Source organism: Micromonospora sp. NPDC048898 (assembly GCF_043198035.1).
Taxonomy (GTDB): Bacteria; Actinomycetota; Actinomycetes; order Mycobacteriales; family Micromonosporaceae; genus Micromonospora.
In genome coordinates this window covers 1049959-1074237 of the sequence record NZ_JBICUF010000001.1, presented here as the reverse complement: position 1 = coordinate 1074237, position 24279 = coordinate 1049959, and the positions used below count along the sequence as shown (strand labels likewise).

23 protein-coding genes are annotated in these 24279 nt (G+C 72.3%); 20 read left to right on the top strand and 3 right to left on the bottom strand.

Going from position 1 to position 24279, the window contains the following annotated elements; translation table 11 throughout:
• Window positions 1-660: 660 nt before the first annotated feature.
• The 4 genes from mfd to ACGFIQ_RS05020 all read left to right on the top strand — a co-directional run bounded on the left by mfd (window position 661) and on the right by ACGFIQ_RS05020 (window position 7960).
• Window positions 661-4290: a transcription-repair coupling factor gene (mfd, locus tag ACGFIQ_RS05035; protein ID WP_393239313.1), complete on the top strand. Its 3630-nt coding sequence runs from the start codon at window positions 661-663 to the stop codon at window positions 4288-4290.
• 140 nt (window positions 4291-4430) lie between these two features.
• Entirely contained in the window at window positions 4431-5255 is an 825-nt protein-coding gene (locus ACGFIQ_RS05030) for a hypothetical protein (protein WP_393239310.1), read from the top strand.
• Between the two features lie 2 nt (window positions 5256-5257).
• Window positions 5258-6250, top strand: a complete 993-nt coding sequence (locus ACGFIQ_RS05025; protein ID WP_393239307.1) for a nucleoside triphosphate pyrophosphohydrolase — start codon at window positions 5258-5260, stop codon at window positions 6248-6250.
• Window positions 6251-6340: 90 nt separating this feature from the next.
• Window positions 6341-7960 (top strand): DUF885 domain-containing protein, encoded by a 1620-nt coding sequence (locus tag ACGFIQ_RS05020; protein ID WP_393239305.1) that lies wholly within the window; start codon window positions 6341-6343, stop codon window positions 7958-7960.
• 21 nt (window positions 7961-7981) lie between these two features.
• Here the strand turns inward: ACGFIQ_RS05020 and nudC are convergent, their stop codons facing one another.
• Together nudC and ACGFIQ_RS05010 are read right to left on the bottom strand one after the other, a co-directional pair.
• Complete coding sequence (nudC, locus tag ACGFIQ_RS05015; protein WP_393239302.1) at window positions 7982-8842, bottom strand: NAD(+) diphosphatase; 861 nt, start codon at window positions 8840-8842, stop codon at window positions 7982-7984.
• The gene (locus tag ACGFIQ_RS05010; RefSeq protein ID WP_393239299.1) at window positions 8839-9531 is read right to left on the bottom strand and encodes a hypothetical protein; all 693 of its coding nucleotides are present in this window, start codon (window positions 9529-9531) and stop codon (window positions 8839-8841) included. The genes nudC and ACGFIQ_RS05010 overlap by 4 nt, the downstream gene beginning before the upstream one ends.
• 213 nt (window positions 9532-9744) lie before the next feature.
• Here ACGFIQ_RS05010 and eno point away from each other — a divergent pair, with 213 nt between their 5' ends.
• Genes eno through ACGFIQ_RS04990 form a run of 4 tightly spaced genes read left to right on the top strand, consistent with a single transcriptional unit; the run spans window position 9745 to window position 12811 of the window.
• Window positions 9745-11028, top strand: coding sequence for a phosphopyruvate hydratase (gene eno / locus ACGFIQ_RS05005; RefSeq protein WP_184181511.1), 1284 nt, complete (start codon window positions 9745-9747; stop codon window positions 11026-11028).
• A gap of 31 nt (window positions 11029-11059) precedes the next feature.
• Complete coding sequence (locus ACGFIQ_RS05000) at window positions 11060-11701, top strand: septum formation initiator family protein (protein ID WP_393239295.1); 642 nt, start codon at window positions 11060-11062, stop codon at window positions 11699-11701.
• 34 nt (window positions 11702-11735) lie between these two features.
• Window positions 11736-12293, top strand: a complete 558-nt coding sequence (locus ACGFIQ_RS04995) for a DUF501 domain-containing protein (RefSeq protein WP_357078896.1) — start codon at window positions 11736-11738, stop codon at window positions 12291-12293.
• Window positions 12290-12811, top strand: a complete 522-nt coding sequence (locus ACGFIQ_RS04990) for an amino-acid N-acetyltransferase (RefSeq protein WP_393239293.1) — start codon at window positions 12290-12292, stop codon at window positions 12809-12811. Before ACGFIQ_RS04995 ends, ACGFIQ_RS04990 begins: the two co-directional genes overlap by 4 nt.
• Window position 12812: 1 nt before the next feature.
• Here ACGFIQ_RS04990 and ACGFIQ_RS04985 read toward each other — a convergent pair whose 3' ends face one another.
• A complete protein-coding gene (locus ACGFIQ_RS04985) occupies window positions 12813-13685 on the bottom strand; it encodes an alpha/beta hydrolase family esterase (protein WP_393239290.1) in 873 nt (290 codons plus the stop codon).
• A gap of 106 nt (window positions 13686-13791) precedes the next feature.
• On the opposite strand from ACGFIQ_RS04985, the gene ACGFIQ_RS04980 reads away from it, so the two are divergent.
• The 12 genes from ACGFIQ_RS04980 (at window position 13792) to ACGFIQ_RS04925 (ending at window position 24225) form a co-directional block, all read left to right on the top strand.
• On the top strand, window positions 13792-14775 hold the full coding sequence (locus ACGFIQ_RS04980; protein WP_393239288.1) for an ArsR/SmtB family transcription factor: 984 nt from the start codon (window positions 13792-13794) through the stop codon (window positions 14773-14775).
• 52 nt (window positions 14776-14827) lie between these two features.
• Window positions 14828-15766, top strand: coding sequence for an exopolyphosphatase (locus ACGFIQ_RS04975; RefSeq protein ID WP_393240350.1), 939 nt, complete (start codon window positions 14828-14830; stop codon window positions 15764-15766).
• 150 nt (window positions 15767-15916) lie between these two features.
• The gene (locus ACGFIQ_RS04970) at window positions 15917-16249 is read left to right on the top strand and encodes a PadR family transcriptional regulator (protein WP_357078910.1); all 333 of its coding nucleotides are present in this window, start codon (window positions 15917-15919) and stop codon (window positions 16247-16249) included.
• Complete coding sequence (locus ACGFIQ_RS04965) at window positions 16246-17292, top strand: HAAS signaling domain-containing protein (RefSeq protein WP_393239285.1); 1047 nt, start codon at window positions 16246-16248, stop codon at window positions 17290-17292. Before ACGFIQ_RS04970 ends, ACGFIQ_RS04965 begins: the two co-directional genes overlap by 4 nt.
• A 130-nt stretch (window positions 17293-17422) precedes the next feature.
• Window positions 17423-18217, top strand: a complete 795-nt coding sequence (locus ACGFIQ_RS04960) for a hypothetical protein (RefSeq protein ID WP_393239282.1) — start codon at window positions 17423-17425, stop codon at window positions 18215-18217.
• 197 nt (window positions 18218-18414) lie between these two features.
• On the top strand, window positions 18415-19101 hold the full coding sequence (locus ACGFIQ_RS04955; protein WP_393239280.1) for a dienelactone hydrolase family protein: 687 nt from the start codon (window positions 18415-18417) through the stop codon (window positions 19099-19101).
• On the top strand, window positions 19094-19834 hold the full coding sequence (locus ACGFIQ_RS04950; protein ID WP_393239277.1) for a uracil-DNA glycosylase: 741 nt from the start codon (window positions 19094-19096) through the stop codon (window positions 19832-19834). Before ACGFIQ_RS04955 ends, ACGFIQ_RS04950 begins: the two co-directional genes overlap by 8 nt.
• Window positions 19835-19855: 21 nt before the next feature.
• Window positions 19856-20638: a DUF4129 domain-containing protein gene (locus ACGFIQ_RS04945; protein ID WP_393239274.1), complete on the top strand. Its 783-nt coding sequence runs from the start codon at window positions 19856-19858 to the stop codon at window positions 20636-20638.
• Window positions 20635-21219 carry a hypothetical protein gene (locus ACGFIQ_RS04940; RefSeq protein WP_393239271.1) on the top strand — a complete coding sequence of 195 codons (585 nt, stop codon included), beginning with the start codon at window positions 20635-20637 and terminating at the stop codon, window positions 21217-21219. Before ACGFIQ_RS04945 ends, ACGFIQ_RS04940 begins: the two co-directional genes overlap by 4 nt.
• Window positions 21219-22226, top strand: a complete 1008-nt coding sequence (locus ACGFIQ_RS04935) for a MoxR family ATPase (RefSeq protein ID WP_357078927.1) — start codon at window positions 21219-21221, stop codon at window positions 22224-22226. Before ACGFIQ_RS04940 ends, ACGFIQ_RS04935 begins: the two co-directional genes overlap by 1 nt.
• Complete coding sequence (locus tag ACGFIQ_RS04930) at window positions 22226-23665, top strand: DUF58 domain-containing protein (RefSeq protein WP_393239268.1); 1440 nt, start codon at window positions 22226-22228, stop codon at window positions 23663-23665. The genes ACGFIQ_RS04935 and ACGFIQ_RS04930 overlap by 1 nt, the downstream gene beginning before the upstream one ends.
• The gene (locus ACGFIQ_RS04925; protein ID WP_393239265.1) at window positions 23662-24225 is read left to right on the top strand and encodes a hypothetical protein; all 564 of its coding nucleotides are present in this window, start codon (window positions 23662-23664) and stop codon (window positions 24223-24225) included. The genes ACGFIQ_RS04930 and ACGFIQ_RS04925 overlap by 4 nt, the downstream gene beginning before the upstream one ends.
• Window positions 24226-24279: the final 54 nt, after the last annotated feature.

Genomic DNA, 24279 nt, shown 5'->3' with positions numbered 1-24279 from the left:
TGTTACCCACCACAACTCCATGATCGGCGAGGCAGTGCTGGTCGACGAACAGCCGTTCCACCTAACGCAACGGCGTTGACATCCTGGATCGAGCACGATCTTGAGGCGGCAAGCGAGAGCGGCAGTGCGAGCGGCCCCTCCCCAGGTGGCCACGTGTGCGCTCGCCGCCAAGATCCGCACAACATCGGGGAAACTGCTGCCTCCCGCGTCCCGGAAGCAGTTTCCGAGAAGTTGCGCGGATCTTGGGGAAGGTGTCAGGTGCGTGAGGTGTGGGGGCTGGGCGCGAATGCGTGAGGCGTGAGGCGTGAGGCTGGGCGCGGGTGTGTGAGGTGCGGGGGCTGGGCGCGGGTGCGCGAGGCGCGAGGGCTGCGGGCGCGGGGCATCGGGGCGTGGGGGCGTGGCGCGGATCCGGGGTTCCGCGACGCGGGGGCGTGGCCCGGACCGGGGTTCCGCGGCGTGGGCGTGTGTGTCGGGGCGCGGCAGCCTGGCGCATGCCTGGGCGAACGGGTTCGCGGGTGGGGTGTCGAGCGCGACGCGACGCGGACCTCGACGGAAGGGGTCGTGTGTCGGTGCGCGGGGATAGGCTTGTCGTCGTGCACCCCTCGTCCGGCTGGACGCGGGGCCGCCGTCGTGTGCGTCGACTCCCCTGGAAGGTTTCCCTTGCTCACCGGTCTGTTCTCCGCCGCCCTGGCCGACCCGGGGCTGACCCGCGCGCGTGACCTGGCGCGCTCCGGTGCCGCCCAGGTCGACGGCCTCGACATCACCGCCCCCGCCGCGCTGCGCCCGTTCGCCGTCGCGGCTGTCGCCGCGGACAACGACGGTGCCGGGCGGCCGGTGCTCGCCGTGACCGCCACCACCCGCGAGGCCGACGACCTGGCCGCCGCGTTGGGTGGGTTGCTGCCTGCGGAGCAGGTGGTGGTCTTCCCATCGTGGGAGACGCTGCCGCACGAGCGGCTCTCCCCACGCTCGGACACGGTGGGTCGTCGGCTGGCTGTGCTGCGCCGGCTCGCACACCCGGAGGCGACCGACGCGCACGGCGGCACCGGGCCGCTGCGGGTGGTCGTGGCCCCGGTCCGTTCACTGCTCCAACCGCAGCTCAAGGGGCTCGGCGACCTGGAGCCGGTGCAGCTCGCCGCAGGGGAGGAGGCGGACCTGGAGGAGGTCGCCCACCGCCTGGTCGACATGGCGTACGCCCGGGTCGACCTGGTCACCAAGCGCGGCGAGTTCGCGGTGCGCGGCGGCATCCTGGACGTCTTCCCGCCCACCGACGAGCACCCGTCCCGGGTCGAGTTCTGGGGCGACGAGGTGGAGGAGATCCGCACCTTCGCCGTCGCCGACCAGCGGACCATCGAGCAGGTTCCGCTGCTCTGGGCACCGCCCTGCCGTGAGCTGCTGCTCACCCCGGCGGTCCGGGACCGGGCCGCCGCGCTCGCCGAGCAACACCCCGAGCTGGCCGAGATCCTGGACAAGCTGGCCGAGGGCATCCCGGTGGAGGGCATGGAGTCGCTGGCGCCGGTGCTGGTCGGGCCCGACTCGCTGGAGTTGCTGCTGGACGCCATGCCGGCCGGCACCCACGTGTTGCTCTGTGATCCGGAGCGGATCCGCACGAGGGCGCACGACCTGGTGCGTACCTCGGAGGAGTTCTTGCAGGCCAGTTGGGCTGCCGCCGCGGTCGGCGGTCAGGCCCCGGTGGACGTCGGCGCCGCCGCCTTCCGCACCCTCGGCGAGGTGCGTGCCGCCGCCGGCAAGCTTGGCCAGCCGTGGTGGACGCTGTCCCCGTTCGGACTGGTGGAGACCGACACCGCCGAGGCGCGGCAGCCCTGGGAGGACGCGCCGGAGGAGACCGCCGTCACTCCGGACGACGCCATCGCGGTGACCCTGTCCGCCCAGCCGGCCCCGCTCTACCACGGCGAAACGTCGCGGGTGGTCGACGACCTCAAGCGCTGGGCCGGCGAGGGCTGGTCGATCGCGTTGGTCTTCGAGGGGCACGGCCCGGCCCAGCGTGCGGTGGAGGTGCTGCGCGACGCCGGCCTGGGCGCGCGGTTGACCGAGGAGGTGCCGACCGCACCCGTCCCGGGTGAGCTGGTGGTGACCTGTGGCGCGCTGACCAGTGGGTTCGTCGACGAGGCGTCCCGTTTCGTGCTGCTCACCGGCAACGACGTGACAGGTGGTCGGGGCACCTCGACCCGGGACATGCGCAAGATGCCGAGCCGGCGACGCAACACCATCGACCCGCTGGAGCTCAAGGCCGGCGACCACGTGGTGCACGAGCAGCACGGCATCGGCCGCTACGTGGAGCTGGTGCAGCGCACAGTCAACGGCGCCAGCCGCGAATACCTGGTCATCGAGTACGCGGCCAGCAAGCGGGGCCAGCCCGGCGACCGCCTGTTCGTGCCGACCGACCAGCTCGACCAGCTCTCCCGCTACGTGGGCGGCGAGCAGCCGACCCTGCACAAGATGGGCGGCTCGGACTGGCAGAAGTCCAAGGCGCGGGCCCGCAAGGCGGTCCGGGAGATCGCCGCGCAGCTCATCCAGCTGTACGCCGCACGCAAGGCGTCCAAGGGCCACTCGTTCGGCCCGGACACCCCGTGGCAACGCGAGCTGGAGGACGCCTTCCCCTGGCAGGAGACGCCGGACCAGCTCGCCGCGATCGACGAGGTCAAGCGGGACATGGAGCAGACCGTCCCGATGGACCGGCTGATCTGCGGCGACGTCGGCTACGGCAAGACCGAGATCGCGGTACGGGCGGCGTTCAAGGCCGTGCAGGACGGCAAGCAGGTGGCGGTGCTGGTGCCGACGACGTTGCTGGTGCAGCAGCACTACAACACGTTCGCCGAGCGGATGAGCCAGTTCCCGGTGCAGATCCGGCAGCTGTCGAGGTTCCAGACCCCGAAGGAGACCGAGCGGACGCTGGAGATGGTCGCCGACGGCACCGTCGACATCGTGATCGGCACCCACCGGCTGTTGCAGACGGCCACCCGGTTCAAGCAGCTCGGGCTGGTGATCGTCGACGAGGAGCAGCGCTTCGGCGTCGAGCACAAGGAGCACCTGAAGACGCTGCGCGCGTCTGTCGACGTGCTGAGCATGTCGGCCACCCCGATTCCACGGACCCTGGAGATGGCGATCACCGGCATCCGGGAGATGTCCACGATCGCCACCCCGCCGGAGGAGCGGCACCCGGTGCTCACCTTCGTCGGCGCGCAGGACGACAGGCAGGTGGCCGCGTCCATCCACCGCGAGTTGCTGCGCGACGGGCAGGTCTTCTACCTGCACAACCGGGTCGAGTCGATCGACCGGGCGGCGCGGCGGCTGCGGGAGTTGGTGCCGGAGGCGCGGGTCGCGGTGGCGCACGGCCAGATGGGTGAGGACGCCCTGGAGAAGGTCATGGTCGGCTTCTGGGAGAAGGAGTTCGACGTTCTGGTCTGCACCACGATCGTCGAGTCGGGCATCGACATCCCGAACGCCAACACGCTGATCGTGGAGCGTGCCGACCTGCTCGGCCTGGCCCAGTTGCACCAGATCCGTGGCCGGGTCGGCCGGGGCCGCGAGCGGGCGTACGCGTACTTCCTCTACCCGCCGGAGAAGCCGCTCACCGAGCACGCCCACGAGCGGCTGGCGACCATCGCCCAGCACACCGAGCTGGGCGCCGGCATGTACGTGGCGATGAAGGACCTGGAGATCCGGGGCGCCGGCAACCTGCTCGGCGGCGAGCAGTCCGGGCACATCGAGGGGGTCGGCTTCGACCTGTACGTGCGGATGGTCGGCGAGGCGGTCTCCGCGTTCAAGGGTGAGCGGGTGGAGGACGAGCCCGACGTCAAGATCGACCTGCCGATCGACGCGCACCTGCCGCACGACTACGTGAGCGTGGAACGGCTGCGCCTGGAGATGTACCGCAAGCTCGCCGAGGCCCGCGACGAGGAGCGCCTGACCGAGGTGATCGCCGAGATGACCGACCGGTACGGCGAGCCGCCGGCCCCGGTACAGAACCTGGTGGAGGTGGCCCGGTTCCGCCTGCTGGCCCGCCGGTACGGCCTGACCGACGTGTCCATGCAGGGCAAGCACGTGCGGTTCGGCCCGCTGCCCCTGCCGGATTCCAAGCAGATGCGGCTCAAGCGCTACCACCCGGACGCCGTCTACAAGCAGGCCACCGACCAGGTCAGCGTGCCCCGCCCGAGCACCCGTCGGGTCGGTGGCGAGCCGTTGCGTGATCAGGCGTTGCTCCAGTGGTGCGCGCAGTTGCTCTCCGATGTGCTGGGTGCCCCCGCCCCGCTCGCCGTCGCGGCGGGCTGAGGCGGGAGCCAGCGGCGGCGGGAGCCAGCGGCGGCGGGAGTCAGCGTTGGGCGGGAGGCAGCGTGCGGCGGGGTGTGGCGGAGACCGGTGTGCGGTGGGGGCCGTCACCGCACGGACGTGGGCATGAGAGAGTGACGGGCATGCGTGCTCGCCGTGTGATCGCCGCCGCCAGCGTCGCGGCCCTGGGTGTCCTTTCCCTCGCTGCCTGCGGCAGGTCCGCGCCGGACGTCGCCGCGTACGTCGGTGACACCACCTATTCACTGGATCGGGTCGACGCGATCTACGACGACGTGCAGGCGAAGTACGGCGAGACGGTCCGGCAGCAGGCGGTCCAGGCGGGTGCGACGCCGTCGCCGGAGCAGTTGCGCTCCAAGATCACTCGCCAGGACGTGGTCGACCTGCTGGTCAGCCTGGATCTGGGCAAGCGGCTCGTGGCGACGAAGAACGTGCAGGTGCCCGACGAGATCACCCCGCAGCAGCTCGAACAGAACCTGCGGGTGCCGGCCACCACCGAGTACGCCACGCTCTGGGGCGAGTGGATCGACATGCTTCAGGTGCTCAACCAGCAGCTCCCGCCGGCCGAGCTGAGCGACGACTCGCTGATGGCCGTCTACGACGCCCTCGCGAAGGCCGGGGCGATCGACGGCGGCATGTCGGTGGCCGACGTCCGCAAGGCGTTCGGCGACGGTGGCTTCGTGCGCAGCGCCACCGCCCTCAGCGCCGCTCTGGAGGCGGAGGCGGATCGGGTCGACGTGTCGATCAACCCGCGCTACCGGGCGGTCGGGGTGCCGTCGGTGGTGAGTAACGGTCAGTCGCTGATCTTCTATTCGCTGCCGTTCATCAACGAGGACGGCCCGGTCACCGACATCTCCACCCCGGAGCCCGTGTCGTCGACCGCTGACCCGGACGCCGGCCCAGGCGCTGGCCCCGACGCCGGCCCGGGCACCGAGGGCACGGCCAGCTGAGCATGACGGCACGGATCGTCCTGCTGGTCACCTCACCCCGGCTCCCGGCCGGCCTGCTGACCTCCGCGGCCTGGGACGTCGTACGCCAGCACCCGGTGTTGACAGGTGCGGAGAGCGAGATGACCACGGCCGTGCGCCAGGCGGGCGCCGACGTGACAGTTGTGGACGGTCCGGCGACGCAGCCGCTGCTGGATGCGGTGGCGACGCACGGCACGGTGGTGTGGCTGGCCGGCCCGGCCGGCGACGAGGCGCTGGCCCGGGAGTTGGGTCTGCGGCTGGCCCGGCAGCCGGGGCTGGCCGAGATGGAGCTGATGTACGGCTCGTGGGACCCGCCGGGCGCCCGGCTGCTCGACGCGGTGGCCGTGTTGGACCGACTCGCCTCGCCGGGCGGTGACCCGTGGAAGAGGGCCCAGACGCACCGCAGCCTCGCGGGTTATCTGCTGGAGGAGAGCTACGAGGCGTACGACGCGATCAGCGCCGACGACACCGACGCGCTGCGCGAGGAGTTGGGCGACGTCCTGTTGCAGGTGGTCCTGCACGCGCGGCTCGCCGAGGAGTTGCCCGAGGACGAGCGGTGGAGCATCGACGACGTGGCGGGTGGCCTGGTCGACAAGATGATCCGGCGCAACCCGCACGTCTTCGCCGGGGCGGAGGCGGGCACGCTGGAGGAGATCACCGAGAACTGGGAGCGGATCAAGCGCGCGGAGAAGGCACGCAACTCGGTGCTGGACGGTGTGGCCCTGAGCCAGCCCGCGCTGGCCCTGGCCGCGCAGATCCTGGACCGCGCCGGTCGCCGAGGCATCGAGGTCCCACTCCCGGTGGCCGACGCCGAGGTGGACGCCGAAGCGAGACTCGGCGCCAGCCTGCTGGCCGCGGTCGCGGCGGCCCGCGAGGCAGGAATCGACCCCGAAGCAGCCCTGCGCCGCACCACCCTCGCCCACGCCGAGGTCATCCGCAAAGCCGAACCCCCACCCCCACCCGCAGACCCGCGTTGATCATGAAGTTATTGCCGCGACACGCCGAGGTGGATGGCAATAACTTCATGATCAACCGAGGGTGACGGGCACGGTCGGTAGGGTGGGCCGGTGGAAGCGTTTGGGGTACTGGCTGAGCGGGTTGTCGAGGCTCTGCTGGAGTCGCGGCCGGGGGTTGCCACCTCGGCGGGGGATCACCGGTTCGACGACCGGCTGCCGGATCTCTCCGCCGACGCGCTCACGGCCGATCGGGCGATGCTCTCCGACGCGGCCAACGCGCTGTCCGAACTGGATCCGGACTCGCTCGACGTCGACGAGCAGGTCGACCACGCGCTGCTCACCTCATTCGTGGATCGGGAGCTGTTCGAGCTGACCGAGATCCGGTCGCACGAGTGGGATCCGTTGCGCCACAACCCCGGCCCACTGCTGCACGCCCTGCTCGCCCGCCCGTACGCCCCGGCGGAGGTGCGGCTGACCCAACTGGCCGGCCGGCTCTCCGCCGTACCGGATGCTCTCGCCACCGCCCGCGCGACGCTGCGGGACATGCCGCGGATCCACGCGGAGACGGCGGTCGGGCAGTTCACCGGCACGGCGGCGCTGATCCGCGACGAGCTGCCGGCGCTGCTCGCCCAGGCGCCGAGCCAGCTCGACCGGGTCGAGCCGGCGGCGACCGCGGCGATCGCCGCGCTTGAGGAGTTCGTCGCCTGGCTGCGGGCCGGCCTGGCCGCCGACACCGGCCCCGGCCGTGATCCGCGACTGGGCCGCCGTCGCTGGGAGGCCCGCCTCTGGCACACCCTGGACACCGAGCTGGGCGCCGCCGAGATCCAGCGCCGCGCCTGGGCCAACCTGGACCGGGTCACCGCCGAGATCCGCGAGGCGGCCGTCGAGCTGGTCGGTGGTCGGGCCGACGACGCGGCGGTACGCCAGGCGCTGGACCTGCTCGCCGCCGAGCACCCGAACGACGCGACAATCGTCGAGCTGGCCGGCGTGACCCTGGATGACGCCACCGACTTCGTCCGCGCGCACGACCTGGTCACGCTCGTCGGCGACAAGTGCGTGATCCAGGAGATGCCGGAGTTCGCGCGTGGTGTCGCGGTGGCCTACTGCGACTCGCCCGGCCCGCTGGAGACCGCGGACGTGCCCACCTTCTACTGCATCGCGCCCACCCCGTCGGACTGGCCGGCGCACCGGGTCGAGTCGTTCTACCGCGAGTACAACGACCACATGATCCGCAATCTGACGGTGCACGAGGCGATGCCGGGGCACTTCCTCCAGCTCGCGCACGCCCGCCGCTACGTCGGTGGCACCCGGGTCCGGGCACTGGCCGAGTCCGGCCCGTTCATCGAGGGCTGGGCGGTGTACGCGGAGGAGCTGATGGCGGGGCTCGGCTTCGGCGGCCTGCCGGTGCGGTTGCAGCAACTCAAGATGCAGCTGCGGATGACCATCAACGCGCTGCTCGACCAGTTGGTGCACGCCGAGGACCTGTCCGAGGCCGAGGCGATGGCGTTGATGACCGGGCGCGGCTTCCAGGAGGAGGGCGAGGCGGCCGGTAAGTGGCGCCGGGCGTTGCTCACCTCCACCCAGCTCTCCACCTACTTCGTCGGCTACAGCGAGGTCGCCGAGATCGCCGCCGCCCGTCCGGACGGCGTGTCGGTCCGCGACTGGCACGACGCCATGCTCGCCCACGACTGCCCGCCCCCGCGCCACCTGAGAACCCTCCTGGAGGTCTAGACACGGCGCGGAGCGCGCGGGTCAGCGCCGCCGGGCGGTCACCGTCGCGTCGATCAGCCAGCGCGAGATGGAGTACGCGGGCGGCAGTTCCGCCGGCAGCGCGTCCAGGCCGAACCACCGAGCCTGGGTCAGTTCCTCGCCATCGACCACCGGTTCGGCGTGCGGGTCCGCGGCACGGGCGGTGAACCCGGCGAGCAGCACACCGGGGCCGGAGATCGCCCACGGCTGACTGCCGAAGTAGGCCAGTCCGTCCACGGGCAGCCGGACCTCCTCGCCAACCTCCCGGTGCACCGCCGCCTCCAGTGTCTCGCCGGCCTCGACGAAGCCAGCCACCAGTGCCCACAGCCCGGTCGGCCCGGTCGCGTGCCGGACCAGCAGCAGCTCGTCTGCGTGACCGGCCGGGCCCGGCCGGGTGATCGCCACCAGCACCGCGGCGGAGAGCTGCATCGGCACGTACAGGTCGCAGTCGGGGCATCGTCGGGCGGTCTCGCCGGGCAGGTCGGTCAGCTCGGCACGGCAGGCACCGCACCACCGGTGGGTACGCCGCCACGTCAGCACCGCCAACGCCCGGCCGGCGAGCGTGGCGTGTGGCTCTGGCACCTCGGCGGCGAGCGAGGCCCAGCCGCGCGCCCGGCCGGGCAGGCCGTCGGCGGTGGACAGCTCGGTGGCCCACGCGGGTGTTCCGTCGAGGGTGCCCAGCGGCACCCAGTCGGTGTCGGCGGGCAGGTCGACCACCCGCAGCGGTCGGCCGTCGGTGCCGGTCAGCAGCTTCGTCCCGGTGACCGGCAGGGCCAGGTCACCGGGTGCCGGCGGGCGGCTCCGGTCGGCTCCCGGCCGAAACCCACCGCGCCCTGGTGTGGGCCCAGCCGTCCGGTCGGTCACGAGCCGCCGGGGCGACGGTCCACGACACCGGCGCCGGTGGGCGGGTCGAACGCACCCGTGTCGACAGTCGCGGAGTAACGGCTCAGCGCCAGGTCCACCGGCTTGCCGTCGACCGGCCCGACGAAGCTGCCGAGCACGCCCTCGGTCGTCACGCAGGCGGTGAAGTCGCCGGACGAGCTCTGCACCTCGACGCAGGCGGCGTGGTGCCCGGCGACTGTGGTGTCGCTCTGCCTGATGACGGCCTGCGGGTCGAGCGCGGCGGCGGTCAGCAGCCCGACCACCACCGGCGGGGTGACGAGGCCCTGGCGGTTGGCCTCGCCGAAGAGCGTCACCGTGGGTTTGCTGCCCGGGGTGGGCGGGGCGAGCACCGTGCACGCGGGGCGGGTGCCGGTGGTCGTACACCGGGTGATGGCCTCCGGGGTGACGGTGAGTCGCCCACCCGGGTAGGTGTACGCGGACCTGGCCGGGTCCTGCGCCTGCACGATGGCGGCGCTCTGGCCGCCCGGGAGTTGGTAGTCGGCCGAGTAGGTCAACTCCAGCGCCCGGTCGAGCCGGGCGGCGAGGTCGTTGACGAGTTCCGAGCGACCCATGGCGACACCGGCGTCCTCGAATGTCTGACAGCCGGTGACCGTGAGCGACGCGATGACCGACACGGCGAGCATGCGGAGAGTGGTCGAGGCGGCGGGCATGGCGACCAGCCTGGTGGATCTGGTCCGCGCAGCGCAAACCCGTTGCCGGTTGACGCCCGGAAATCCGGGAATGTCCGTCAACGCGGGGCGACTCGGGTGCGCGGGCGACGCCGTGCCCGTTCGCGCGGCCCGATACGCTGCGTTCAACACCTGCCTCAGCCGCACCGTCGCGGCCCACCCACGGACCGGATCACAACAACGAGGAGCGACTTAGTGGCAACCATCGAGGGAATCGTCGCCCGGGAGATTCTCGACTCGCGGGGCAACCCCACGGTCGAGGTCGAGGTCGGCCTGGACGACGGCACGGTCGCCCGCGCCGCCGTGCCCTCCGGCGCCTCCACCGGCGCCTTCGAGGCGATCGAACTGCGCGACGGTGACGCCGACCGCTACCAGGGCAAGGGCGTGGAGAAGGCGGTCTCCAACGTCGAAGACAAGATCGTCGACCAGATCATCGGGTACGAGGCCAGCGAGCAGCGGCTGATCGACCAGAAGATGCTCGACATCGACGGCACCGACAGCAAGTCGGAGCTGGGCGCGAACGCCATCCTCGGGGTCTCCCTGGCGGTGGCGAAGGCCGCTGCCGGCAGCGCCGAGCTGAGCCTCTTCCGTTACCTGGGCGGCCCGAACGCCCACCTCCTGCCGGTGCCGATGATGAACATCCTCAACGGTGGCGCGCACGCCGACTCGAACGTCGACATCCAGGAGTTCATGGTCGCGCCGATCGGTGCGCCCACCTTCCGGGAGGCGCTGCGCTCGGGCGCCGAGGTCTACCACGCGCTGAAGTCGGTGCTGAAGAAGAAGGGCCTGTCGACCGGGCTCGGCGACGAGGGTGGCTTCGCGCCGAATCTGCCGACCAACGCGGCAGCCCTGGACCTGATCGCCGAGGCGGTCGAGAAGGCCGGTTACCGGCTCGGCACCGACATCGTGTTCGCGCTCGACGTGGCGGCCACGGAGTTCTTCGACAACGGCACCTACACGTTCGAGGGTGCTGCGAAGTCCGCCGAGGAGATGAGCAACTACTACACCAAGCTGGCCGGTGACTACCCGATCGTGTCGATCGAGGACCCGCTGGCGGAGGACGACTGGAGTGGCTGGCAGACGCTGACCGCCTCGATCGGCGACCGGGTGCAGATCGTCGGTGACGACCTGTTCGTGACCAACCCGCAGCGCATCGCCCGTGGCATCGCGGAGAAGTCGGCCAACGCGGTCCTGGTGAAGGTCAACCAGATCGGTTCGCTGACCGAGACCCTGGACGCGGTGGACCTGGCCCACCGGGCCGGCTTCAAGTGCATGATGAGCCACCGCTCCGGCGAGACCGAGGACACCACCATCGCCGACCTGGCGGTGGCCACCGGCTGCGGCCAGATCAAGACCGGCGCACCGGCCCGCTCGGACCGGGTCGCGAAGTACAACCAGTTGCTCCGGATCGAGGAGGAGCTGGCCGACGCGGCGCGCTACGCCGGCGCCGGCGCGTTCCCGCGCTACCGTTCGGCCTGAGCACGGGAAGCCTCGGGGGAGGGGTGTGACGATGCAGCAGCGCCGCACACCGGGTGGTCAGCGTCCCATCCGCCGGCCGGGTCAGTCCGGTCGGCCGGGTGGTGGCCGGGCCACGCGGGGGTCGGTCCGCGAGGCCGGCGTACGTGCCGAGCCGCGCGGCACCGCTGGTCGGGCTCCGGGCGCGTCCCGGGGCGCCGACGGCGTGCGCTCCGCGAATCGTCCGGCCGCCGCTCGGCGTACCGCCGCCGGTGGTTCCGTCAAGCGGCTCGCCGCACCCCACCCCCGTCGCTTCACCGGTCGGGCCACCGTGCTCTTCGCGGTCCTGATCGCGCTCGCGCTGGCCTACACGTACCCGGTCCGGGTCTACCTGGACCAGCAGGCCGACATCGAGCGGATGGAGGCGGCCCAGGAGGCACAGGAGGCGGAGATCGCCAAGCTCGCCGCCGAGGCCGCCAACTGGAACGACGAGGAGTACATCAAGACGCAGGCCCGGGAGCGGTTCTTCATGGGTCCGCCGGGCGAAAAGATGATGGTGGTGCTGCACGACGCGGAGGGTGCCGCCCGGGACGCCGGAAAGTCGGCCGGAGCGGCTGCCCCGAGCGGGCCGGTGACCTGGTATGACACGCTCTGGTCGAGCGTGCGGGCGGCGGACAGCCAGCAGCCGGGTAAGTGATCCACCGACCAGCGCACCAGGAGAGATGGGCACCGTGACTGTCGTACCACCGTCGAAGCCGGCGGCGGATTCCGTACCTCCGCCGCAGCGCGAGCCGGCCACCGAGGCCGACCTGGCCGCGGTGGCCGCGCAGCTCGGCCGCACGCCCCGGGGCACCCGGGCGGTGGCCCACCGGTGCCCGTGCGGGCTCCCGGACGTGGTGGAGACGACTCCCCGTCTCTCCGACGGCACGCCGTTCCCGACGCTCTACTACCTGACCTGCCCCCGGGCCACGGCGGCGTGCAGCCGGCTGGAGTCGGCGGGGCTGATGAAGGAGATGGCGGACCGGCTGACGACGGATCCCGAGTTGGCCGCCCACTACCGTGCCGCGCACGAGGACTACCTCGCCCGCCGCGAGGCCATCGGCGAGGTGTCGGAGATCGCCGGTATCTCGGCCGGCGGGATGCCGGGTCGGGTGAAGTGCCTGCACGTGCACCTGGGGCACGCGCTGGGTGCCGGCCCCGGGGTCAACCCGTTCGGTGACGAGACGTTGGAGCTGGTCGAGCCCTGGTGGGCGGCCGGTCCGTGCGTGGACGTCCCGGCGGGCGAATGAGCGCGCAGGCTGCGGATCAGATCACGGTGCGGCGGGCCCGCACCGGGGACGTGCGGGGCATCCGGCGGCTCGTCGACACCTACACCAACGACCGGCGGCTGCTGAGCAAGGCGACAGTCACCCTCTACGAGCAGGTGCAGGAGTTCCGGGTGGCGGTGCACCCCTCCGACGGCACGGTGGTGGGCTGCGGCGCGCTGCACGTCATGTGGGAGGACCTGGCCGAGATCCGCACGGTCGCGGTGGATCCGGTCTGTCGGGGCCGGCGGATCGGGCACCGGTTGGTCGGTGAGCTGATCGACGCGGCCCGGGAGCTGGGGGTGGCCCGGATCTTCGTGCTCACCTTCGAGACGCGGTTCTTCGGCGCGTTCGGTTTTCAGGAGATCGACGGCGCACCGGTGCCGCAACCGGTGTACGAGCAGCTGCTGCGCTCGTACGACGAGGGTGTCGCGGAGTTCCTGGACCTGGAGCGGGTCAAGCCGAACACGCTGGGCAACACCCGGATGCTGCTGCGCCTGTAGGTCAGGCCTTGCGGGGGTGCGCGGCGAAGAACTCCCACATCAGATCGGTGGCCGACAGCCCCGCGGAGGACGCGGCGAGCGACCCGATCGTCGCCCCCGGCCAACTGTGGCCCATCTCGGGCAGGGTGTAGACGCTGACCTCGCTGCCGTCCGCGCAGCTCGCCACCGTGTGCGTCACGCCCGGCACCCCGGACGCCTTCGGGCCCGGCCGGCAGGAGAGCCGCTGCTGCCAGGTCTTCATGCCGGTCTGGAACGTCGAGGCGTACCGGTCCTGGCCGCCGATGAAGGTGATCACGGAGACCGGGCTCTTCGGCACGTAACTCTCGGCCGTGGTCAGTTTTCCGCTGTACCCACCGCTGACCACCCCGATCGCGGCGAACGTGCCGGTGCTCTCCACCGCAGCCCGGAAGCTCATGTCGCCGCCGTTCGAGATGCCGGTGAGGAAGACCCGGTTCGGGTCGGCGTGCCAGGTCCGCACCAGGTGGTCGGTGAGGGCGGTGAGGAAGCCGACGTCGTCCGCGCTGCCGCAGCAGACCAGCGCGTTGAAGCCGCCGCTCACCCCGTCGGGGTAGGCCACCAGCACGTTGTCCTTGTCGGCCTTCGCGTCCAGGCCGGCCAGCTCCTGGATGCCGGTGGCGCTGCCGGGATAGAAGTGCAGCGCGATGACAAGCGCGGGCGACCGGTTCGGGTCGTACCCGGCGGGTGCGTGCAGCAGGTAGGTGCGGTCCTGGCCGTTGTGGCTCAGGGTGAGGTCGTGGTCACCTGCGGTCAGGGGTTCGCTGGATGCGGAGGGCGGGGCCGGCGCGGGCCGCCCCCGCTCACCGCAAGCCGCAACCAGGACAATGAGGCAGAGCCCCGTTAACGCTGCCATCATTCGCCGCACTTCGGCCACCCCCCGTAGACCTGCGGTCCACTCTGGAGGTGGCACGCGCACGGATCAACCCTTTCGGCCCTGGGCGAAGGGAGGCAGGCTGTCCCTCATGCTTCGTCTCCAACTCGGGCCGGCCGACCTCTGCCGGGTACGGTTCGCCGACCGGCTGCACCCGGTCGGCACCGCACTGCTGGCCGGTCAGTGGCTGCGGGACCCGACGGTCGCGGCGATGGCACCGACGTTGGCCGAGCGGGCGGCGGCGGTCGAGGGCACCGGCGACGCACAGGCTGCCACCGCGACGCTGCGGCACCTGCTGCCCGCCCGGGGGCGGCTGCCGGATTTCGTCACCCCACTGTCCGGCATGGAGTCGGTCGAGGCCGGCCTGGACGCGATCCGGGCCACTCCCGCGGAGCGGATCCGCGTCGAGACCACCGAGGCGTACGCGCACTCGGCCAGTTCCCCGCTGCGGCGGCGGTTCGCGGCTGCCGATCCGGAGGTGTTGGACCTGTTCGGCGGGGCCGTCCGCACCTGGTTCGACGCGGTCCTGGCACCACTCTGGCCGGATCTGACGTCCGCGTACCGCCAGCAGGTGACCTGTGCCAGCCAACGGCTGGCGCAGCATGGCCTGGACGGCCTCTTCGCGGGGTTGCACCCGGCGATCCGGTGGCGGGAGCCGGTGCTGGAGGTGCGGACGTGGTGGAGTGGGGAGTTGCCCGGCACCGGCCACGGGCTGATCCTGCTGCCCTCCCCGTTGGCCGGACCCCGCCCCCGGGTGCTGGTGCAGCCCGGTCAACCGATCCTGCTCGTCTATCCGACGGTGCTGCCCGCGCTCGGGGCCACCACCGGCGGTGATTCCCTCGGCCGGCTGCTCGGCGCCACCCGGGCGCTGGTGCTGCGTCGGCTGGCGGCCGAGGGCGGGTTGACCACCACCGTGCTGTCCCAGGCCGTCGGGATCAGTCTCTCCTCGGCCTCGGAGCACGCCACCGCGCTGCGCTCGGCCGGTCTGGTGGCCAGCGAGCGGGAGGGCGGGGCGGTTCGGCATCACCTGACCGCGCTCGGCGCCCTGTTGTCGAGCGGCTCGGCCGCCGGCTAGGCGGCGGGGTGCCGGCCCGTCCTGCCGTAGGGTTACTGCCGTGACGACGCGCGTGGCGGCCATCGACTGCGGGACCAACTCGATCCGACTGCTGGTCGCCGACCTGCCCGAGGAGTCCACCGGGGCCCCGGCGCCGCTTGTCGACCTGACCCGGCGGATGGAGATCGTCCGGCTTGGCCAGGGTGTGGACCGCACCGGCCGGTTGGCGCCCGAGGCGATCGAACGGACCCGGGTGGCGCTGTCGTCGTACGCGGCGGACATCGAGAAGCTGGGCGCACAGCGGGTTCGCATGTGTGCCACCTCGGCCTCCCGGGACGCCGCCAACGCGGACGACTTCACCGAGATGGTGCGGAGCACCCTCGGCGTCGCGCCCGATGTCGTCACCGGCGACGAGGAGGCCCGGCTGTCGTTCACCGGCGCGGTGCGCGGCCTGCCGGCCGACGCTAAGGAGCCGTTCCTGGTCGTCGACATCGGTGGTGGCTCGACCGAGTTCGTGGTCGGTGACCGGGCCGACGGTGTGCGCGCGGCGATCTCCGTGGACATCGGCTGTGTCCGGATGACCGAGCGGCACCTGCCCGGCGACCCGCCGACGGCCGAGCAGGTCGCGGCGGCGCAGGCCGACATCGCGGCCGCGGTGGACCGGGCGCTCGCCGTGGTGCCCGGCCGCGAGGCGGCCACCCTGGTCGGCCTCGCCGGGTCGGTCACCACCGTGGTCGCCATCGCCCAGGGCCTGCGGGAGTACGACCCGGAGCGCATCCACCACGCCCGGGTGTCGTACGAGGCGGTCGCCCAGGTGACCGCGGACCTGCTGGGCCAGACCCGTGCGCAGCGGTTGGCGATTCCGGTGATGCACCCGGGCCGGGCCGACGTGATCGGCGCGGGTGCCCTCGTGCTCCGCGTGATCATGGAGCGGGCCGGGATGCCGTCGGTGGTCGCCTCCGAGCACGACATCCTCGACGGCATCGCCTGGAGTCTCCAGCCTGCCGCCTGATCGACTCGTCTTCCTGAAAGTCGCGGTGTCCGGGTCGCCGGGACGCCCCGACTTCCTGAAAACCGAGTTGATCACGCGTGCGCCTGCTCGTGTGCGTGTCGGGGCCGAGATCGTTGACGCTACTTCGCATTGCACAGTAGTGTGCATTGCGTGGACACCACACAGTTGCTGAAGGGCGTGCTCGACATGGCCGTCCTGGCCGTGCTCCGAGAGGAGGACGGCTACGGTTACGACATCCTGCGCCGGTTGCGCGAGGCCGGCCTGGAGGAGGTCGGAGACGCCTCGGTCTACGGGACGCTGCGCCGCCTCTTCGCCGCCGGTCTGCTCACCACCTACGTGGTGCCGAGCGAATCCGGGCCGCACCGCAAGTACTACTCACTCAACGCCGCGGGGCGTGACCAGTTGACCCGCTCCGGCAAGCTCTGGCGCTCGTTCGCCACCACAATGGACACTCTGCTCGACGATCGGGGGTTGGCGGCATGACCGTCACGGAGCAGGAGATCACCGACTACGTGGCGCGGGTCCGGGCCGCCCTCGCCGACCTGCCGCCCACCCAACGCGACGAGCTGACCGAGGACCTCGCCGACCACCTCACCGAGGTCGCCGCCGAGGCCGAGGGCACCCTCGTCGAGCGGCTGGGCGAGCCCGAGACGTACGCGGCCGAGCTACGCGCCGCGGCCGGCGCCGCCCCGGGCGGCGGTGGGCGCAACCTCGACCAACGGGTCGCCGCCGCGCTGGTCCGGGTCCGCGGCCGGCTGGGCGCGATCGACACCCGGCTCGGTCCACCCCTGGGGTACGCGCACGCCAGCGACTTCCTCCGACTGCTGCGCCCCGGCTGGTGGGTGCTGCGCGGCTACCTGGCGGCGATGCTGGTCAGCGTGATCAGCAGCGGCGGCGGCGTTGGTCTGCTGCCCCGCTTCGGTGGCGAGTTGCTGGCCGGCCTGATCATGCTGGTCGGCTTCGTCCTCGCCTCGATCTGGCTCGGTCGCCGGTCCGCCCGGCTGACCCGCTGGCCACGCTCGGCCGTGCAGGTGGGCGGCGCGGTGCTGGTGGTCTTCGCACTCGTCGGGCTTGTCGACGCCGAGGGTCGGCACGCCAACGACTACTACTACGACCAGACCTCGGTCGACAGCCAGTACAGCCGGGTCCGGGACGTCTTCGTCTACGACAGTGAGGGCCGGTTGGTGGAGAACGCCCGGCTCTTCGACCAGGACGGCAACCCGATCCGCCTCGGCTACCCGGACTGTGCGAGTTCGGTCAACGACTACGGCGCCCCCTTGCTGCGTCCGTACCCGTACTGCGTGGGTCGGGCGCCCTTCGGCCCTCGCGCTCCGGCCGGGTCCAACCCCAACCTGTCGCCGCCCGCGTTCAGCTCGCCGCCGGCGGAGCCGACAAGCACGCCGACGGCAAATCCGACAAGCACGCCGCCGGCCACGCCGACCAGCACGCCGACGGCGACCGACGAGCCCTCGGCGGACCCGACCGCGACACCGGCCGGCACGCCGAACCCCACTCCGACGAGCTGAGTAACGGTGTGAACTGGATCATGCGGGCGAGGGTGGGAAATAACTGAACGGACGAGGCGGGCGGGACGACACCGGAAATCAATGATCGTTACGGTGTCGTCTGCTCATCCACCCCTCGGAAGGAACCCCCGTGCCAGAGCAGGTCGCAACGCCCCCCGCCTCCGATGGTGCACCAGCCGAGCCGGCCAACGCGACGCCGGAGCCGGCCGTCGAGACGCCCCGGTCGGCCGAGCCGCCGGCGGGGGTGTCGCGTCCCGCCGAGCCGAAGTCGACCGGGCCGGAACTGACCAAGTCGCGTCCAACCGAGCCGGAGTCACCCGAGTCGCAGTCACCCGAGTCGCAAGCGGCCGAGCCGAAGTCTGGCGAGCCGGAGTCGGGCGAGTCGCGTCCGGCCGAGTCGGAGTCGGAGTCGGCCGAGCCGGAGTCGGGCGAGCCGCGTGCGACCGGGCCCGAGTCGACCGGGCCCGAGTCGACCGGGCCCGAGTCGGCTGAGCCCGAGTCTGGCGAGCCGGAGGCGGCTGAGCCGGAGGCGAAGAAGTTCGGTGCGGTGAAGGCCCTCGGCATCGTGGGCGCGATCCTCGCGGTGGTCGTCGTCGCCGGCCTGAAGTTCGGCGTCGTCTCGGCGGTCGGCAACCTGGTCAACAGGGACGAGACGGCGGCCGCCAAGGCCGGTGACTGCATCGCCAAGCTGCCCGAGGTCACCGGCACCAAGCAGGAGAAGGTCACCAACGCCAGGATCGTCGAGTGCACCTCCACCGAGGCGGCGTACAACGTGGTCGGCCGGGTCGACGACCAGACCGAGGCCCAGGCCAAGGCCCCCACCGCCTGCGAGCAGTTCTTCAAGCCGGGCGAAGAGGGGTACATCTACTCCAGCATCAAGCCGGGCAAGACGGGCTACGTGCTCTGCCTGACCAAGAAGGCCTGACCGGGGCGGTAGACCAGCATTGACGGCGGCGGGAGCCTACCCGCCGCCGTCGGCGTACCCAGAGTCATCGGTGGGCGAACGGGAGGTGAATGCCACTGTTCCGGCGTCTTCCCGGGGGCGGCGCGGCATGGCAGGCTACCGGCACTAGGACCACTGGGCGACCAGCCAACGATGACTGACCGCTAGGAGGACGGCCCATGGGCGAAATGGTGACCTACCGCAGCAACGGGGGGACGAGCGAGGGGTATCTCGCGATACCCGCGAGTGGCATGGCCAGCCCCGCCGTCATCGTCATCCAGGAGTGGTGGGGCCTGGTTCCGCACATCCGGTCGGTCGCGGAGCGGTTCGCCGAGGCCGGGTTCGTCGCCCTCGCCCCGGACTTCTACCACGGTGAGACGACGAGCGAGCCGGACGAGGCGCAGCGGTTGCTGATGGCGATGCGGATGGACGAGGCGGCGAAGGACATCGCCGGCGCGGCCGACTATCTCGCCGGGCGGCCGGAGGTCACCGGCAAGGTCGGCGCAGTGGGCTTCTGCGCCGGCGGCAGCCTCGCCCTCTGGTCGGCCACGATCTCCGAGCGGATCGTCGCCACCGTCGGCTTCTATCCCGTGCTGCCGTGGGAGTCGATGCGCCCCGACTGGGCCGACTACGCCGGTAAGGCCGCGGTCATCCACTGCTCCGAAGAGGACGGCACCTCGGCCACCGAGGGCGTGCAGACCGCCCGCCGGGCCATCGAGGAGGCCGGCGGCGACTGCCACCTCTACGACTACCCGGGCACCTCGCACGCCTTCTTCAACGACGACCGTCCGGAGGCGTTCGACCAGCGCGCCGCGTCCAGCGCCTGGGCCCGCACCCTGGAACTCTTCCGGGCCAAGCTTGGCTGAGTCGCGTACCCCCGAGCAGGTGGTCGCCCGCGCGGCGCGGGCGACCGGCCTGGCCGACCTGGACGCGGCGGTGAGCGACTGTTTCGCCTGCCCCCGGTTGGTCCAGTGGCGGGAGGAGGTGGCCCGCACCCGCCGGGCCGCCTTCCGTGACCAGGAGTACTGGGGTCGACCGGTGCCGGGCTTCGGCACCGGCGACGCCCGGATCGCCATTCTCGGGCTGGCGCCCGCCGCGCACGGCGGCAACCGCACGGGCCGGATCTTCACCGGTGACCGGTCCGGTGACGTGTTGTTCGCCGCGTTGCACCGGGCCGGGCTGGCCAACCAGCCGACGAGTGTCGCCGCCGACGACGGGCTCGCCCTGCGGGACCTGCGGATCTTCTCGGCCGTGCGGTGTGCGCCTCCGGACAACAAGCCGACCCCGCCGGAACGGGACACCTGCGCACCCTGGCTGCACCGCGAGGTCACGCTCATCCGGCCCACGCTGCGCGTCGTCGTCGCGCTTGGCGCGTTCGCCTGGGCAGCGTGGTGGCCGGTGCTTCGCCAGGTGTACGGGCAGCGCCCGCCCAGCCCGCGACCGGCGTTCGGTCATGGGGCACACTGGTCCGGCACGGACGCTCCGGACTTGCTGGGCTGCTACCACGTCAGCCAGCAGAACACCTTCACCGGGCGGCTGACACCAGAGATGCTGGACGACGTCTTCGGCCAGGCTAAGCAGCTGGCCGGGGTGGACTGAGACACGCGTGGGGCGGTGGCGATGACAGACCGGACACAGCCCCCCACGCCGTTCGCGGCCACCGAGCCGGGGGTGTTGCGCCCGGCGCTCGGCCTGCTTCGCCGGTGGTGGCCGGTCGCCGCGATCGCCGCACTGCTCGCCGGTGCCGCGTTGGCGTCCGCCCACTCGTCGATCGGGGCCAGCCGGATCCCGCCGGCCGCGGACAACGTTCCGTGGGTGCCCGAGTATCCGACCGCCGAGCCGTCACCGTCCATTCGGGTCGAGCCGCGTGATGCCGGTCAGGCCACCCAGGCACACATACCGGAGTGGATCGCCAAGGTGGCGATGGTCCTGCTCGGGCTGGCCATCCTCGCCGCCCTCGGTTACCTGACCTGGGTGCTGATCCGGGGCGCGCTGCGCCGCACCACCCGGGCGCTGCCGGCGCAGCGGGCCCGGCGTACCGCCGAGGGCACCGCCCGCGAGGTGGCCGCCGCCCTCGACGCCGGCCTGGTGGAACTCGACGACCGGGACACCGATCCCCGGGTGGCGGTGATCGCCTGCTGGGTGCGCCTGGAGGAGGCCGCCGCCGCGGCCGGTGTGCCACGGCTCACCGGGGACACCCCCACCGACCTGGTCAGCCGGCTGCTGCGCGGCGACCCGGCAGCCGGTGTTCCGGCGATCGTCAGCGCCGACGTGCTGGCCGAGTTCGCGCACGTCTACCGGGAGGCCCGCTACGCGACCCGACCGGTCGACGAACGCACCCGCGACCAGGCCCGCTCCGCACTTCGCCGGCTGCGCGGAGAGCTCACGGTGGTGATCCCATGAGCAGCACCAGCATCGACGACCTGCTCGCGTTCGAGGAGGAAGCGGCGCCCAGAGGCCCGCAGGAGCCCCGTTCCCGGACCGGTCCGGTGGTGCGCGCGATCGCGTGGGCCGCCGCGGTGGTCGCGGTGCTGCTCGTCGGCCTGCGCGCGGTCGGCCTCCAGGTCTCGCTGCCGGTGCTCATCGCCGGGGTGCTCGCCGTGCTGGCGATCCGCAGGGTCACCGCCCTGCTCGCGCCGCCACCTCCGCCGCCGGCGGGTGGCCGGGCCGGGACGGGTGACGACGACGGCAGCTACAACTGGGGCGCCCGGGACGCGTTGCGCACCGCGATCAACCGCTGGGAATGGCCACTGGACTGGTCCATGACCCGACCCGAACGTTTCACCGGGGTGGTCCTGCCCCGGATCGGCGAACTGGCCGACGAGCGGATGCGCCTGAAGCACGGCGTCACCCGTGAGTCGGATCCGGCCCGTGCCCGTGTCCTGCTGGGTGACCGGCTGTGGACGTTCCTGGAGACCCCGCCTCACCGCACCCCGTCGCCGCGCGACCTCGCGGTGATCGTCGCCGAACTGGAGAAAATCTGATGAACGACGTGGACCGGAGCATTGCCCCCGCCGAGGTTGGTCACCTGGCTCGGGCGGTCCTGGACGCGGTCGGCACCGTCGTGGTCGGCAAACGGGACGCGTTGGAGCTGGTCCTCGCCGGCATCCTGGCGGGCGGTCACGTGTTGCTCGAAGATCTGCCGGGGCTGGGCAAGACGCTCACCGCACGCTCGTTCGCCCAGGCGCTGGGTCTGGACTTCCGCCGGTTGCAGTTCACCCCCGACCTGCTCCCCGCCGACGTCACCGGCTCGTTCCTCTACGACCAGCGCAACGGCGACTTCACCTTCCGGGCCGGGCCGGTCTTCACCAACCTGCTGCTCGCCGACGAGATCAACCGGACGCCGCCGAAGACCCAGTCCGCGCTGCTGGAGGCGATGCAGGAGAAGCAGGTCTCGGTGGAGGGCGTGACCTACAAGCTGGACGAACCGTTCCACGTGCTGGCCACCGCCAACCCCATCGAGTACGAGGGCACGTACCCGCTGCCCGAGGCGCAGCTGGACCGGTTCCTGCTGCGGGTCTCCTTCGGTTATCCGCAGCACGAGGAGGAGTGGGAGGTGCTCCGCCGCCGGATGAGCCGTCGCCGCGAGGAGGCGGACATCAAGGCGGTGGTCGACGCGGCCACGCTGCGGGCCATGCAGGCCGCCCTGGAGGACGTGGTGGTGGAGGACTCCATCGGCCGCTACATCGTGTCCCTCACCGCGGCCACCCGTGAGCACCCGTCGGTGCTGGTCGGTGCCTCGCCTCGCGGCTCGCTGGCGCTCCTGCTGCTGGCCCGGGTCCGCGCGGTGTTCGGCGGACGGGACTACGTGGTGCCGGAGGACGTCAAGGAGGTGGCGGCTCCCGCGCTGGCCCACCGGATCACCCTGCGCCCGGAGATGTGGTTGCGCCGGGTCGACCCGGCGTTCGTGGTCGGTGAGGTGCTGGAGTCCACTCCCGCCCCGGCGAGTGGCGCGCTGCCCAGCTACGCCGCGGGCGGGCCTCGGCACTGATGACCGGACCGACCGTGCCGATGGCCACCGAGCCGGAACCGGCTGCCGGCTGGGCACCCACCCGGGCGCTCGGCCGGGCGGTGCTGCTCGCCGGCCTGCTGCTGGTGGCGGGCGTGCTGCTGGGCCGGGTCGACCTGATCGTGCTGGCCGCCCCGTTGGCGCTGGGCACCGCGTACGCGCTGCGCCGGCGGCCCACCGCGCTGCCGCAGGTGTGGGTCACCCAGGACGCGGGCGGGCCGCTCGTCGAGGGCGGCGACGTGACGGCGGCGGTGAGCGTCGGCAACCCGGACACGGTCGACTACGACCTGGTGGTGGTGCGTTCCCGCGTGTCGCCGTGGCTGCGCATCGTCCGGGCCGGCTTCGCCCGCAACGATGGCGTCGAGGATGTGCCGCCGAGCACCACTGCGGCGACCGATGCGACGGCTCCGGCCCACACGGGCCGTTCCGTGGCCGACCGGCCGTTCGTGACGTCGGTGCCCACCGGCGCCGTGGTGGACCTCGAACTGGCCGGCAACGCCCTGCGCTGGGGCCGGCATCCGGTGGGTCCGGCCGGTGCCCGGGTCGCCACGGCGGGCGGCCTGCTGGTCTCCCGGGCGGTGATCACCGAGCCGGTCCGGGTGCGGGTCTATCCGCGTACCGAGCCGTTCGAGGCGGTCGAGGCGATGCCCCGCGCCGCCGGTCTGGTCGGGGCGCACCACTCCCGGCGGCCCGGCGAGGGCGGCGAGTTGGCCGGCGTACGGCGCTTCGGCCCCGGGGACCGGCTGCGTCGCATCGACTGGCGGGTGTCGTTGCGGGCCCGGCAGTTGCACGTGGCCGCCACGCTCTCCGACCGCGACGCCGAGGTGGTGGTGCTGCTCGACGTGCTCGCCGAGGCTGGCCGCTCCGGCGGGGTGAGTGGCGCCGCCTCGGTGCTGGACACCACAGTCCGGGCCACGGCCGCGATCGCCGAGCACTACCTGCACCGCGGCGACCGGGTGTCGCTGCTGGAGTACGGGCCGGCCGCTCGCCGGCTGCGTCCGGCCGCCGGGCGTCGGCAGTACCTGACCGTGCTGGAGTGGCTGCTCGACGTCCGGGTCCACCCGTCCTCGCACGAGCCGTACGACCAGGTCTTCGGCCCACAACTGCTCTCCTCGGACGCGCTGGTGGTGGTGCTGACTCCGCTGCTGGACGAACGGTCGGCGCAGATGCTCGCCCGGCTGGCCCGCGCCGGGCGGTTCGTGGTGGCCGTCGACACACTGCCGACCGATCTGCCGTCGCCGAAGGACCGGGGCTGGGCCGAGGTGGCGTACCGGCTGTGGCGCCTGGATCGTGACGTCATGATCGGGCAGCTCCGGGAGCACGGCGTACCGGTGGTGCGTTGGGCCGGTGCCGGCAGCCTGGACCTGGTGCTGCGGGACGTGGCCCGGTTGGCGACGGCTCCGAGGGTTGGTGGCAGATGATCGACGTGGTGACCGGGCGGGCGCGGGCCGCCAAGAACGCGGTGGCCCGCGTCAGCGTCGCCCCGCTGCTGGTTCGGGCCGGGATCTTCGTCATCGTGTTTGCCGGGTTCGCCCTGGCCTTTCCCGCCGAGGTGCTGTCCGGCCGGCCGCTCCTCTTGCTGGCGGTCGCCGCGCTGTTGCCCGCCTTCGGTCCGCGCCGGATCTGGGCGACCTTCACGGCCCTGGTCACCGTCGGTGGCTGGCTGCTGGCCACCGACGGGTACGGTCGCCCGGTCGCCCTCTGGCGGCTGCTCGCCGTCGCCGCCCTGCTCTACCTGGGGCACACCCTCTGCGCGCTCGCCGCACTCCTGCCCTACGACGCGGTGGTGGACCCCGAGCTGATCACCCGCTGGTTGCTGCGGGCGGCTGCCGTGCTGCTGGGCAGCGCGGTGCTGGGGGTGGTGTTGTTGCAGGCCGCGGGCATGGGTGGGGACAGCGGCTACCAGTGGGTGACACTGCTGGGGCTGGTGGTGGCCGTGGGGACCGCAGGGCTACTGGGCTGGCTCCTGCGGCGCCGGTGACCCCTGCGACAGGAGGGTTACGCAGGTCACATGGGTTGTGCTCCGTCACAGATG